Source organism: Novosphingobium taihuense, from assembly GCF_007830315.1.
Taxonomy (GTDB): domain Bacteria; phylum Pseudomonadota; class Alphaproteobacteria; order Sphingomonadales; family Sphingomonadaceae; genus Novosphingobium; species Novosphingobium taihuense.
This window is the reverse complement of sequence record NZ_VLKJ01000001.1, coordinates 987,636-1,001,104: the sequence shown is the minus strand read 5'-3', so window position 1 is coordinate 1,001,104 and position 13,469 is coordinate 987,636. Positions and strand designations below refer to the sequence as shown.

The 13,469-nt window shown below is 64.8% G+C and carries 12 protein-coding genes; 3 read left to right on the top strand and 9 right to left on the bottom strand.

Going from position 1 to position 13,469, the window contains the following annotated elements; genetic code table 11:
* Window positions 1-45 precede the first annotated feature (45 nt).
* Window positions 46-519: a peroxiredoxin gene (locus IQ25_RS04795; RefSeq protein ID WP_144902897.1), complete on the bottom strand. Its 474-nt coding sequence runs from the start codon at window positions 517-519 to the stop codon at window positions 46-48.
* Complete coding sequence (glnE, locus tag IQ25_RS04790) at window positions 516-3,194, bottom strand: bifunctional [glutamate--ammonia ligase]-adenylyl-L-tyrosine phosphorylase/[glutamate--ammonia-ligase] adenylyltransferase (RefSeq protein WP_144902894.1); 2,679 nt, start codon at window positions 3,192-3,194, stop codon at window positions 516-518. Before glnE ends, IQ25_RS04795 begins: the two co-directional genes overlap by 4 nt.
* A 108-nt stretch (window positions 3,195-3,302) precedes the next feature.
* Between glnE and IQ25_RS04785 the strand changes: the two genes are divergently transcribed.
* Window positions 3,303-4,295, top strand: a complete 993-nt coding sequence (locus IQ25_RS04785) for an agmatine deiminase family protein (RefSeq protein WP_144902892.1) — start codon at window positions 3,303-3,305, stop codon at window positions 4,293-4,295.
* 149 nt (window positions 4,296-4,444) lie between these two features.
* Here the strand turns inward: IQ25_RS04785 and wecC are convergent, their stop codons facing one another.
* Together wecC and wecB are read right to left on the bottom strand one after the other, a co-directional pair.
* Window positions 4,445-5,749 carry a UDP-N-acetyl-D-mannosamine dehydrogenase gene (gene wecC, locus IQ25_RS04780; protein ID WP_144902889.1) on the bottom strand — a complete coding sequence of 435 codons (1,305 nt, stop codon included), beginning with the start codon at window positions 5,747-5,749 and terminating at the stop codon, window positions 4,445-4,447.
* A complete protein-coding gene (gene wecB, locus IQ25_RS04775; protein ID WP_144902886.1) occupies window positions 5,739-6,863 on the bottom strand; it encodes a non-hydrolyzing UDP-N-acetylglucosamine 2-epimerase in 1,125 nt (374 codons plus the stop codon). Before wecB ends, wecC begins: the two co-directional genes overlap by 11 nt.
* Before the next feature lie 106 nt (window positions 6,864-6,969).
* Between wecB and IQ25_RS04770 the strand changes: the two genes are divergently transcribed.
* Both IQ25_RS04770 and IQ25_RS04765 read left to right on the top strand, forming a co-directional pair.
* Window positions 6,970-8,295: a nucleotide sugar dehydrogenase gene (locus tag IQ25_RS04770; protein ID WP_144902883.1), complete on the top strand. Its 1,326-nt coding sequence runs from the start codon at window positions 6,970-6,972 to the stop codon at window positions 8,293-8,295.
* A gap of 45 nt (window positions 8,296-8,340) precedes the next feature.
* Complete coding sequence (locus IQ25_RS04765; RefSeq protein ID WP_144902881.1) at window positions 8,341-9,339, top strand: GDP-mannose 4,6-dehydratase; 999 nt, start codon at window positions 8,341-8,343, stop codon at window positions 9,337-9,339.
* 91 nt (window positions 9,340-9,430) lie between these two features.
* Here IQ25_RS04765 and IQ25_RS04760 read toward each other — a convergent pair whose 3' ends face one another.
* From IQ25_RS04760 to IQ25_RS04740, 5 genes are all read right to left on the bottom strand, one after another.
* Window positions 9,431-10,102, bottom strand: a complete 672-nt coding sequence (locus IQ25_RS04760) for a glutathione S-transferase family protein (protein WP_144902878.1) — start codon at window positions 10,100-10,102, stop codon at window positions 9,431-9,433.
* Window positions 10,103-10,159: 57 nt separating this feature from the next.
* Entirely contained in the window at window positions 10,160-12,259 is a 2,100-nt protein-coding gene (locus IQ25_RS04755; RefSeq protein WP_144902875.1) for a TonB-dependent receptor plug domain-containing protein, read from the bottom strand.
* Between the two features lie 90 nt (window positions 12,260-12,349).
* The gene (locus IQ25_RS04750; protein WP_144902872.1) at window positions 12,350-12,601 is read right to left on the bottom strand and encodes a hypothetical protein; all 252 of its coding nucleotides are present in this window, start codon (window positions 12,599-12,601) and stop codon (window positions 12,350-12,352) included.
* 19 nt (window positions 12,602-12,620) lie between these two features.
* Window positions 12,621-13,064, bottom strand: coding sequence for a chemotaxis protein CheW (locus tag IQ25_RS04745; RefSeq protein ID WP_144902869.1), 444 nt, complete (start codon window positions 13,062-13,064; stop codon window positions 12,621-12,623).
* 23 nt (window positions 13,065-13,087) lie between these two features.
* The gene (locus IQ25_RS04740) at window positions 13,088-13,459 is read right to left on the bottom strand and encodes a response regulator (protein ID WP_144902867.1); all 372 of its coding nucleotides are present in this window, start codon (window positions 13,457-13,459) and stop codon (window positions 13,088-13,090) included.
* Window positions 13,460-13,469 lie beyond the last annotated feature (10 nt).

The following is a 13,469-nucleotide window of genomic DNA, read 5'->3' as shown; positions in this document are numbered from 1 at the left end:
GATCGCGCGGGCGAGGGAGGGGGCATTCACAAACGTGGCTCCCGATCAAAGCGCCTTGGCAGCGGCCAGGACGTCTTCGGCGTGGCCCTTGACCTTCACCTTGTTCCAGACCTGCGCAATCTTGCCATCGGCGCCGACCAGATAGGTCGTGCGCTCCATGCCCATGTAGGTGCGCCCGTACATCGATTTCTCGGTCCAGATGCCCAGCGCATCGGACACTCCGCCTTCGTCCGCATCCGATGCTAGCGGCGCCGTCAACCCATGCTTCTCGGCAAACTTCACATGCTTCTTTGGCGGGTCCTTGCTCACGCCCAGCACGGCGATCCCTGCGGCCTGGAAGTCACCGTACAGGGCGGAAAAGTCCTTGTTTTCAGTCGTGCAGCCGGGCGTGTCGTCCTTGGGGTAGAAGAACACCACGAGCTTGCGCCCTGCGAAATCCGAAGCCTTCACGCTGCCACCATCGGGCGTCGTCATCGCAACGTCGGGGAATGCCTCGCCCACTCCAATACGCTCGCTCATTCCGCAATCTCCAGTTGAGTATCGAACACCTGCGCCCAGCCGAGGGCCACGCAATGCCGTGCAGACTCCACCGCGTCCAGCAAGGCATCCCAGTCTTCCAGGCCGCAAGACCGCGCCACGATGCCCCGGCTGGCTTCAGGTGGAAACATGCCATCAGGTGCAACCAGCCGCACCACCACCAGCAATCGCGTCAGCAGGTCATGCGCCTGGCGGATACCGTGCGGCAGGAGCCCATTGTCCTCCAGTTCCTGCACCGCCGCCCCAAGATCGGGCGTCTGCGCCAGATGGTCGCGCAATTGCAGGAAGTGAACCATGAACTCGATGTCCACCAGCCCGCCGCGCGCCAGCTTCACGTCGAGCGGACCCTTGGCTGGCTTGTGCTCGGCCATGGTCGCCCGCATTTCCAGCACGTCGGCGCGCAGCTTTGCAGGATCGCGGGGCCGATCGAGCACACGCGCAATGATCGCCTGCAGCGTCGCCCGGTCCGCCTCGGTCCCGAACATCGCCCGCGCCCTGCACAGGGCCATATGCTCCCACGTCCAGGCGTCCTCGCACTGGTAGAGCGAGAAACTCTCGAGGCTGACCGAGATCGGCCCCTGCGCGCCCGAAGGCCGCAACCGCGTGTCCACTTCATAAAGCGCGCCCGCCGCCGTCGGCACCGAAAGCGCCGCGATCACCCGCTGCGCCAGCCGGTTAAAGTAAAGCGTCGCGCCCAAAGGCCTGCGTCCGTCGGACTCGCTGGCATGATCCCCGCTGAACAGGAAAATCAGGTCGAGGTCCGATGCATGGGTCAGCGCCGCTCCACCCAGTCGGCCGAGGCCCAGAATCGCCAGATCGCTCCCCGGCACCACGCCATGATTGCCCCGGAATTCCTCGATTGCGGCGCGGCCCAGCACCTCGATCGAAGCCTCGGCCACCCGACTGAGCGCCGCCGCCACTTCCAGCGGATCGCGCTGCCCCTCGATCAGTTGCACCCCCAGCGCAAAGCGCATCTCGCCCACGCGCAGGCGCACCGTATCGAGCAGCCGCTGGTAATCGTCGCCAGCTTCCCCGCGCGATAGCTCCGCCGCAATCTCGGCAACGCTGCCCGGCAGGTCGAAGGCCGAACGGTCGATCAGGATGTCGAGCAGGTCTGACCGCCGTGCCAGTTCGTCCGCCAGTGTCGGCGCATGGGCCAGCACGCGCATGACCACGGCCAGCAATCCGGGCCGCGCCTCCAGCAGGCGGAACACATTGATCGCGCTCGGCAATCCTTCCAGCAGATGCTCCCAGCGCAGCAGCGCCCGCTCCGGGTCGGGCGCCTCGCACAGCGCGCGCAGCAGTTGCGGCCGTATCCGCGCAAAAGCCTCGCGCGCCTCGGCAGAGCGCAGGCAGCGATAGTGCCCGCCCTCCCAAGCTTCCACCCTCTGCGTAAAGGCATCGACCACCGGATCGGACTGGTTCGGCACCTCAATCGCCTGCACGGCCCCGGTCGGCGCATAAGTCTCTATCAGCGCATCGAACCGCCGCCCGACCGTGTCCGAAATCGCCGCCAGTTCTGTCACCAGAGCCGCGCCATCGGCCAGCCCATCGAGCCGCGCCACGTTGTCGAGCGCTGCCGCATCGCCCGGCAGCGAATGCGTCTGCTGGTCCGCCACCATCTGCAGCCGATGCTCCAGCGTGCGCAGCCGGTCATAGCTTTCGCCCATGACCTGTGCATCGTCGGCCCCGATGATCCCCGCCTCGGCCAGCGCCTCCAGGCTCGCCCGCGTGCCCCGCAGCCGCAGCGCCGGATTGCGCCCGCCATGGATCAGCTGGTGCGTCTGCGCGAAGAATTCCACCTCGCGAATCCCGCCGCGCCCGCGCTTCAGGTCATAGCCCGGCCCGATGGCCTGACCCGCCGAATAGTGATCGCGAATCCGCGTCGTCAGCCGCCCGATCTCGGCAATCGCCCCGAAATCAAGGCTGCGCCGCCACACGAAGGGCCGGATCGTATCGAGGAAAGCCTGCCCTCGCGCCACATCGCCCGAAGCCGCCCGCGCCCGGATATAGGCCGCCCGCTCCCACGCCAGCGCGCTCGATTCATAGTGCGTGATCGCCGCCTCGAACGGCAGCGCGAGGGGGCTGACCTCCGAAGCCGGCCGCAACCGCAGGTCCACCCGGAAGACATAGCCCTCGCTTGTCACCGAAGACATGATTTCCATGATCGCCCGCGCCACCCGCTGCGCCGCATCGGCGGGATCGTCGCGTTCGCGCCGGGGCAGGACCTCGGGATCGTAGAGCAGGATCGGATCGATGTCCGACGAGTAGTTCAGCTCCTGTGCGCCATGCTTGCCGAGCCCAATTGCGCAGAATCCGGTGCTTTCCGCATCCGGCACCCGCCGCCGGATCGCCGCCTCGATTGCCCGGTCGAGCGACCTGTCGGCAAAGTCGGAAAGCTCCCCCACCACGCGGCCCAGCGGGAATGCCCCCGCCAGATCGCCGATGGCCACCACGGTCGCCAGCGCCAGCCGCTCCCGCCGCAGCGCCACGGCGCCATCCTCGATGCCCTGACCCGCCGCCTTGGCCCGCGCCAGCGCGCCCTCGACTTCGCCCGCCGCCAGCATTGCCTCCAGCTCGGGCAAACGGCCAAGCGCCATCGACAGGAACGGCGAATGCGCATGGGCGCGGGCAAGGGCGCTGTGAAAATCCGTCATCGTTCCACCCGCATGCCCCGCTTGCCCGCCTCGATCAAGCGCCATGGAAACCGCGCGACTTCTGCTCTAAGGCGCGGAGCCAATTCCCAGAATCCGGACCATACGCCCATGACCGCCCAATTTCGCATGCCCCCCGAATGGCACCCGCAGGACTGGCTGTGGATCGGCTTCCCGCATCTGGCCGAGGAATGGTCGGGAGTTATCGACAAGGCGCAGGAGCAGATCGCCGCCTTCGCCAGCGCCGTGGCCGACAGCGGCCAGGAAGTCCGCCTCGTCGTGCGCGATGCTGCCAACGAAATGCGCGCGAAGTCGCTCGTGTCTGCCGCCGTAAAGCTCGAACGCCGCACCTATGGCGACGTCTGGCTGCGCGACACCGGCCCGCTCGTCGTGCTCGATGAAGCCGCAAACCGCCGAGCCCGCCTGTTCGGCTTCAACGGCTGGGGCGAGAAGTACCTGATGCCGGGCGATCAGGAGATTGGCGCCGACCTTGCCGCCTCCGCAGGCCTCGAAGCCTCGAAGGCCGACTGGATACTCGAAGGCGGCGCGCTGGACGGCGACGGCACCGGCCTCGTCGCCACGACCGAGCAGTGTCTGCTCAATCCCAACCGCAACCCGCACCTCACGCGCGAAGACCTCGAGCTGCGCCTCAGCCGCGATCTCGGCTACACCCGCGTCCTCTGGCTGGGCGACGGGTTGATCAACGACCACACCGACGGCCACGTCGACAACCTCGCCCGCTTCGTCGGCGCCAACCGCCTCGCGCTCCCCGGGGCCACCGGCCCGAACGACCCCAACGCCGGGATCTACGCTGACGCCAAGGCTCGTGCCGAGGCCGCAGGCGTAGATGTGGTCGAAGTCCCCTCGCCGGGCCGCATCGAATGGGGCAACATGATTCAGCCGGCCAGCTACATGAATTTCGTCATCACCACGAACCTCGTGGTCGTACCGATCTTCGGCTCCCCTCACGATGACGAAGGCGTCGCGGCAATCGCCGAACTCTTCCCGGATCGCGCGACGATAGGCCTGATGGGCGACGCCGTCCTCGCAGGCGGCGGCGGCTTCCACTGCGCCAGCCAGCAGATGCCCAGCGCGGTAGCGTAAGTCCGACCCTCCCTGTTTTTCCGAAGGACAAACGGGGAGGGGGACCGCCCGAAGGGTGGTGGAGGGGTAGGAACAAGAACCCCTCCGTCAGCGCTGCGCGCTGCCACCTCCCCTTTTGCACGCTGTGAAAAAGGGGAGGATCAGCAAATTCAGCTCGCCAGCCTTAACCCTGCAGCCGCCACATCAACCCCCGGCTGATCCGGCCAGATCCCGCGCGTGTCATAGACGACCTTGCCCGAACGCTCGGCCAGCGGGATCACCTTGAACACGTCGTGGTCAACCAGCACGATCAGCACGCCGCACTCTTCAAGCGCGGTATCCAGATCGATCTGCACCGCGCCCGTTCCCTCGAACTCGCGCGGCAACTCGCCCGCATAGGGCTCCACCACGTTGATCCGCGCACCGAACTTGCGCGCGAGGCTCGCCGCGACATAGCGCGCCGGGCTTTCGCGGAAATCGTCGATGTTTGCCTTGAACGCGAGGCCAAGGCACGCAACCTTCACGCCGGGATGCGCCTCGACCAGTGCCGAGGCCTTGGCGACGACATGGTGCATCTTGCCATCGTTCACATTGCGCGCGGTGCGGATCAGCGGCGTTTCATCGGGAGCGCCCGCCACGATGAACCACGGGTCCACCGCGATGCAGTGCCCGCCAACGCCGGGGCCGGGCTGCAGGATGTTCACGCGCGGATGGCGGTTGGCGAGGCGGATCACTTCCCACACGTCCAGACCCATCTTGTCCGCCACCATCGAAAGCTCGTTGGCAAAGGCGATGTTCACGTCCCGATAGGCGTTCTCGACCAGCTTGGTCATCTCGGCGGATCGCGCATCGGTCGTCACGCACGTACCGCGCACGAAGCGCTTGTAGAACGCCAGCGCCTTGCGTGCACAGCGCGGGGTAATGCCACCGATCGAACGGTCGTTGTTGGTCAGCTCTTCCAGAATGCGACCCGGCAGCACGCGCTCGGGGCAATAGGCGATGGAAACGTCGGGCGTCTCCTTGGTCTTGCCGGGGAATTTCAGGTCAGGCCGCAGGCCAGCCATCAGATCGCGCATCTGGTCAGTCGTACCTACCGGCGACGTCGATTCGAGGATCACCGTGTCCCCGGCCTTGAGCACGGCCGCCACCTGCGTCGCAGCCGCCAGCACATAGGAAATGTCGGGCGTATGGTGCCCGTCCTTGGCAAAGGGCGTCGGCACCGCGATCACGAAGACGTCGGACGGCGCTATCTCGGTCGATGCGCGCAGCAGGCCCCGCTGCACCACGCCATGGACAAGGCCATCGAGGTCCACTTCCTCGATATGGATCTCGCCCCGGTTGATCGTATCGACCACGTGTTGCGACACGTCGAGGCCGAGCACCTTGCAGCCTGCGCGCGCTATGATGGCAGCAGTTGGAAGTCCGATATAGCCGAGGCCGACAACACAGACGTCCGGCTTCACATCACCCATCATTCGCCAGCAACTCCACGATACGGCGCGCCGATTGCCCATCCCCGAACGGGTTGTGCGCACGCGCCATGGCTGAATAGGCAGCCTTATCGTCGAGCAGGGTGAAGATTTCGGAAACGATGCGGTCAACATCGGTGCCGACGAGCCTTGCGGTCCCGGCAGTCACGCCTTCGGGCCGCTCGGTCGTCTCGCGCATGACCAGCACCGGCTTGCCCAGCGCAGGCGCCTCTTCCTGCACGCCGCCCGAATCGGTCAGCATGATTTCGGCCACCGACAGCAACCGCGCGAAGTGCGGGTAATCCAGCGGCTCGATCATCGCCACGTTGGGCAGGCCTGCCAGCGTCGCGTCCATCACCTTGCGTACGTTCGGGTTGGGGTGGACCGGAAAGACCACCGCCACGTCCTCGCGCGTCGCAATCCGGCGGATCGCCTCGGCAATATTCTCCAGCCCCCCGCCAAAGTTCTCGCGGCGATGGCTGGTTACGCCGATCACCCGCCGCTGAGCGAATCGCTCCTCGATTTCGGCAAGCCCGGAGGCGAGTGCAGGCTCGGCCTCGATCTTCGCCGACACCCATTGCAGGGCGTCGATCACGGTATTGCCGGTAACGTGGACGCCAGCCGCATCAACATTCTCCGCCAACAGTGCCGCCGCCGAAACATCGGTCGGCGCAAAGTGCAGCTTCGCGATCGTACCGATGATCTTGCGGTTCACCTCCTCCGGCCAGGGGTGATAGATGTTGTGGCTGCGAAGGCCCGCCTCGACATGGGCCACCGGCAGCTTGCGGTAGTAGGCGGCCAGCGCGCCTGCCATGGCCGTTGCCGTATCGCCCTGAACCACCACCCAGTCTGGTGAAACCTGATCCATCACCTTGCCAAGCTCGGTCAGCAGTGCGGCAGTCAGCCCGTCCAACGTCTGGTCCGGCTTCATCAGGTCAAGGTCGAAGTCCGGCATGATCCCGGCGATTTCCAGCACCTGATCCAGCATTCCGCGATGCTGCGCCGACACGCAGGTGACGACGCGCGTGCGCGGATCGGCCTGCAACGCATGGACCACGGGAAACATCTTGATCGCTTCGGGGCGGGTGCCAAACACCACTAGGATGGTCTTTTCCGTCATGGCGCTTCCAATAACTTGCGAGTGTTAACCGTGAAATAAGAGCCTCGATTTAAGCAGGGCGGCAATCCGGCGCGCGATGCGTCAACCATGAAAGGCCGCCTGTCCCGTGACAGTCCAGTTCCCGACGCTTGCTCCTGCCCCCGTCCGCGGCCTTGATCCGCTGGTGTCCGCCACCACCCGCGTCACCGTGCTTGGCCTCGGCTACGTCGGCCTGCCGCTCGCCGTCGCGCTTGCCAAGAAGTTCTTCGTCACCGGCTTCGACATCGACGTGCAGCGCATTTCAGAGCTGTCCGAAGGGCATGACCGCACGCGCGAGATCGAACCGGCGCTGCTCTCTATGTCGAGCCTTGGCCTGACCTGCGATGCCGGGGTCTGCCCGCCGAGCGATTTCTACATCGTCACCGTGCCGACGCCCATCGATGCCCAGAATCGCCCGGACCTGCGTCTTGTCGAATCCGCCTCGCGCACCGTCGGCAAGATGCTCCCCGCTGCGGTCAAGGAAGGCCGCGCCCCGGTCGTCGTGTTCGAAAGCACCGTGTACCCCGGCGTCACCGAAGACATCTGCGGCCCGATTCTCGAGGAAGTTTCCGGCCTCAGGTGCGGGCAGGACTTCTTCCTCGGCTATAGCCCGGAACGCATCAATCCCGGTGACCGCGAACATACCATCGAACGCATCACCAAAGTCGTCTCGGGCCAGAATTCGCAAGTGCTTGATCGCGTTGCCGATCTCTATGGCGCGATCACCTCGGGCGGCGTGTTCCGCGCCGCCTCCATCAAGGCTGCCGAAGCCGCCAAGGTCATCGAGAACGCCCAGCGCGATATCAACATCGCCTTCATGAACGAGATTACCCAGATCTTCTCGAAGATGGATCTCTCGGTCTGGGACGTCCTCGCCGCCGCCGGCACCAAGTGGAATTTCCTGCCCTTCACCCCCGGCCTTGTCGGCGGGCACTGCATCGGCGTCGATCCCTATTACCTCTCGGCCCGCGCCGAAGCCCTCGGCCACGATCCGCAGGTGATCCTTGCCGGGCGAGGCGTGAACGATGGCATGGCGCAATGGGTCGCACGCGAGCTCCATGCCAAGCGTGGCGGGCAGGCGGGCTCGGTCCTTGTGCTGGGCCTGACGTTCAAGGAAAACGTGCCAGACCTGCGCAATTCCAAGGTCGCCGATGTCGTTGCGGAACTGGAGAAGCTCGGCCACAATGTCGCCGTCCACGATCCCCATGCCGACAACGCCGAGGCCATGCTCGAATATGGCATCCAGCTGGCCGGAGATGCGTTCGACCAGGTCTATGATCTTGTTTTTCTTGCGGTTCCGCACAAGTATTATCTCGCTGCCGGGGCCGAGCGGATCGCCGGGCTCCTTGCGCCAGGAGGGACGCTCGCGGACCTCAAGGGGGTGCTGGGCGAACAGGCCGACTGGAAACTCTGAACGCCGCCCCCTAGGCTGACGACCAAATAACAAACTGGAATTGCAATGCGCGTCCTCGTTACCGGAGCCGCCGGCTTCATCGGCTACTCGCTCATCACCCGACTGCTCGCCCGCGGGGACGAGGTTGTCGGGGTCGACATCGTCAACGATTACTACGACGTCAGCCTCAAGGAAGCGCGGCTGGCGCGGCTGGTGGAGCAGGGCGGCTCACGCTTTTCCTTCTGCCGCAATGACTTCGCCGATTATGCGGGCCTGACTGCCGCGCTGGCAAACAAGCAGTTCGAACGCGTCGTCCACTTGGGCGCGCAGGCCGGGGTGCGCTATTCGATCGAGAACCCGCACGCCTATGTGCAGTCCAACCTCGTCGGCCACCTCAACCTGCTCGAAGTCTCGCGCCATCGCGGGGTTGAGCACATGGTCTATGCCAGCTCGTCATCGGTTTATGGTGGAAATACAAAGCTTCCCTTCTCGGTGGATGACCGCGTAGACCACCCGCTCTCGCTCTACGCCGCTACCAAGAAGGCGGACGAACTGATGAGCGAGACTTACGCCCACCTCTATCGCCTGCCGCTGACAGGCCTGCGCTTCTTCACCGTCTATGGCCCATGGGGCCGCCCGGACATGATGATGTGGTTGTTTACCAAGGCAATTCTGGCGGGTGAGCCGATCAATGTCTTCAACCACGGCGACATGTACCGCGATTTCACCTATGTGGACGACATCGTCAGCGGCGTCATCGCCTGCCTCGACAATCCGCCGCCCGACGACGGTTCGGTCAAGGCTGGCGGCAGCGAAAAGCCGCACCGCCTCTACAACATCGGCAACCACAAGTCCGAGCACCTGATGAAGGTCATCGCGATTCTGGAAGAGCAACTCGGGCGCAAGGCCGAGATGAATCTCATGCCGATGCAGCCCGGCGACGTTCGCCAGTCCTTCGCCGACATCGACGCGATTTCGAGCGACCTTGGCTACCGTCCGACGACGAGCATCGAGGTCGGGGTGCCGAACTTCGTGAAGTGGTACAAGGGCTACCACGGGGTGTGACTTTGCCCCCCGGAGTTGAGGGGGAGTTCAGGAGAGTTGCCGCTTTGCCCCCGAGAGTTGGGGGTGAGTTAGGGGTGAGTTGGAAAACCCGTCACGCGTTCACGTCCGCATAGTGGCTCGGCGGCTGGATCACGTCCATGCGTTCTGACAGGAGCGGGCGGAAGCTGGGGCGGCTCTTGAACACCGAATACCAGCTGCGCGCCTGCTCGTGCCCCGACCAGTCGATGCCGCCAAGATAGTCGGCGACCGAGATCTGCGCGGCTGCGGCAAGATCGGCCAGGCTCATCGTCGAACCGGCAAGCCACGGGCGGTTGTCGATCAGATAATCGATATAATACAAATGCTCATCGGCCAGCCGCATTGAATCGCGCAGACGCTTGCTGTCGGGCGGGCTGCGATAGACCAGCCGCTTCTTCATCCGCTCTTCCAGCAACGGCAGGGTCACGTCGGCGTAGAAATTCTCGTCGAACAGCGCGACCAGTCGGCGGATTTCCGCACGATTTACCGCCGTGCCGTTGATCATCGGCGACTTGTCGACGGTCTCCTCGAAGTACTCGCAGATCGCCCGACTGTCGGCGAGGATGACGCCACGGTCGGGATTGTGGATCGCTGGCGTGCGATGGGCGGGGCTCAGCTTCCCGAACGCCTCGGTCCGCTCCCACGGATTCTCCCGCACGAGATCATAGGCCACGCCCTTCTCGCTGAGCAGGAGGCGGACTTTGCGAGAGAACGGACAAAGGGGGAATTGATGAAGCTGCCACATCCCTCAAGCTTTGCGCGGGGAGGCGCAGCGGGTCAAGGACGGGAGACCCCTTGAAGCTCAAATACTCCCCTTCACGGTCAGCGTAAAGATCGGGCCGATCAGGCGGTCGCGGGTCTCGACGAAGGCGATGGGGGAGTTGGGGCGTGGGCCGGCGAAGACTTCGCGGTCCCAGCGTTGACGGCCGTTCAGAAGGTTATTGGCGCTCGCCTTGACGGTCAGACCAAACACGTCCTTGTGCTCGATGTAGACGCCGGCGAAAACCGGACCTTCGAAGGCGCGGCCACGCTCGAAGCGGCGGTGGTAGAGCGACTGGTGGTTGTATTCGTACGATGCGCCAGCGGCCCAGTCGGTACCCTGAAAGTCCTGGCGGAAGCTCAGTTCCCAGTAGCGGTCGGTGATGCCGCCATAAGGAATATGGTTTGCCGGATCGAACGGATCGCGCAGCTTGGTGAATGTCAGTTCGACATTGAGGTCGAGCCTCGCGCCCTTCCAGCCAAGCGGGTCGAACTGGAGCGTGGTGTTGCTGACGATCTGCCGTTCGCGCGCCGAGCCGACGTTGCCGATGGATTCGCCATTTGCGCCGATGGGCACGATCGTCACGTAATCCTGCACGTTGCGGCCGACGAGGCGCAGCTTGGTTGAGCCCAGCTTTCCGAACGTGCGGTTGAGTTCGAGTTCGGCAGACCAGTCCTGCTGCGGCACAAGATCGGCGTTGCCGCTGTTGGCGTTGCCATCATCGAGGAAGCGGCGGGCGAGGAAATCGTAGAACGAGAGCTGGCCGACCGAGCGCTTGATCTTGAACGACACGTCGAGGCTCTTCGCCGCCTTCCAGCCCAGCGAGAGCGAACCCTTCGGGCGGAAGAACGAGCGGCTGAGGTTGCCTTCGGGACCGGTGGCGCCGGTCTGCATCAGCGTGGACTTTTCGGCCCCTGCGATCAGTTGGAGCGTCAGCGTTTTCGAAAGTGGGCGGCTGAACGAGAGGCTGGCATCGTAGCGGTCTTCCTTCACTCCGCCGGTTCCTTCGGGGAAGGGCACATCGACGAACTGGCCGTCGGCGTCGAGCTCTGCGAGGCTGGCAACGTTGCGCAGGGAATTGAATGCGCCTTCGCCTGCAAGCTGCCAATCGCCGCCGAGCATCTTCCACGAGTATTCGCCGCGCACGATGCGTTCGGAGCTGTCGCCGGTCTGGGCAAAGCGGTCACCAACGGCGGGTGAACCATCGTCGAAAGTGGTGACGACCTGCTGGCTGTATGGCTCATGCTCTTCACGGTTGAGGCCGATCAGCTTGAGGCGACCGGGGCCGAGGGCGAACTCGTAGTCTCCACCGATCTCCCAGTTGCGGGCCGAGGACTTGTCGAGCAGGTCGCGCACCACAACGCTGCCGTCCGTATTGGTGCGCACTGAATGTTCGGTAAAATGGCGGGGTACGCGCTGGAACGAGCCGTTGAGATTGGCAACCGAGGAGCCGGGGCCTTCGATTGTCAGTCGCACGGCCAGCTTCGGGTCATCGCGGTTGGCCTTGACCACGTCCTCGCGCGTCTGGATCACCGCGCCGGTGCGGTCGGTGATGATCGTGGGGCCACCCGCTGCACCGCGATTGGCGTTGTTGGTGAGGCTGACCGTGTATTCCACCGGCCCCGTGCGCCCGGAAACCGAGACTTCGCCGTTGGTGAAGCGGGGATCGGCATAGTGCGGGCGGAATTCAGGGCTATAGCGGAACTGCCCGGAGAAACTGGATGAACGGGCGACGACATTGGCGACCTGCCCGGTCAGGCCCGGAATGTCGAGCGTTGCGCCATCGACCAGTTCGATCCGTTCGACCGTGGATGCCGGGATGCGCGAGAGCTGGGTCCAGATGTCGTCCGACTTGGAGGACAGGCGCTTGGAGTTGACGAGGACATTGCCGCTGGCCTGACCCAGCCCGCGTGCTTCCTCGCCCTCGCGAATGGTGAAGCCGGGAACCTGACGGAGCATGTCGAGCGCGTTGCGCGGGGCGAAGCGATCGAAGTCCTTGGGCGTGAAGGTGGCCCGATTACCGGCCGTCTGGGCAGCGGGCGGAGTCGTTTCGGGCGCCGCCTCGTCGGCGTGCGCCGGTAGCGAGAGCGCGATGAGCGCAGTGCTGGCCAGAAGCGAAAAATGTTTCTTCGGAAACCTCATGCCCTGCCGATGACGCAAGTCGGCAGGGGTGGCGTGGAGACCTCGACCAACGACATCCGCAGGCCGACCAAAGCCTTTCGTCGATCAGCGTCAGCCCGAGAGACGCATCCTGTCGCGTAACACGTCGATCGCGATGCGCTCTATGGCGTCGGCCGGGCGATCGGCGAGCAACAGGCGAGCGAGCGAGCGCTGCTTCTGCGCGATGAGGTCGATGGCCTGCAGCTTGTCCATGTGATTTATTGCCACGCTCATGTCGTCGCACAGGGCGGCGCCAAGCGCTTCGACTTCCTCTGCCAGCTCGTCGAGCACGACCGCTATCTGGCGATGGGTGGCTTGCGCCATGGGCATGCCCTCCCTGGGCTCAGGCTGCTTCGGCGACTTGGGCGCCATCGGAAAGCGCGGCGAGGTTGAGGACCATGACCATGCGGTCTTCGATCGCGGCCAGACCTTCAAGGAAGGGGACCACGGTGTCGCCCGAGGCACTGGGCGGCGGTGGCTGCAGCGCATCGCTATCGAGCGTCACGATGTCGCTTACCGAATCTACGATCCAGCCAGAGATCTGCGCGCCCTGCTGGGTAACGATGATCGCGTGGCGCGGCGTGGCTTCGGTGGCACGCCACCCTAGGCGGGCGGCGAGGTCGACCACCGGAAGAACGGTGCCCCGCAGGTTCACCACCCCGGCGACATAGGACGGCACGCGCGGCAGGCGCGTGGTGGGCGACCAGGCGCGAATCTCGCGGATGGCCATGATGTCGAGGCCGAAGACCTGTCCTTCAACCTCGAAGGTGATCAGTTCGCGCAGCATGGTCGGACTCCTCTCAAGAAATATCAGTGGGATACCCGCCGGACGGCGGCGACGAGCTTTTCGGGATCGAAGGGTTTGACGATCCAGCCAGTGGCCCCCGCCGCGCGGGCACGGGCCTTCTTCTCGTCCGAGCTTTCGGTGGTCAGGACTAGGATCGGACGGTCGCGGTGGCGGCTGCCCTCGCGAAGGCGTTCGATCAGGCCGAAACCGTCGAGGCGTGGCATGTTGATGTCGGTGATGACGACGTCGACCTCGTTCATCGCCAGCCAGTCGAGCGCGGCCATGCCGTCCTCGGCTTGCGATACGTCGAAGCCATGCCCCGAAAGGGCATGGTTGAGGAGCGCCCGCATGGACGGGCTGTCGTCTACGGTAAGAATCCGGGTGGTGTTGTTCATGGGTGGGACT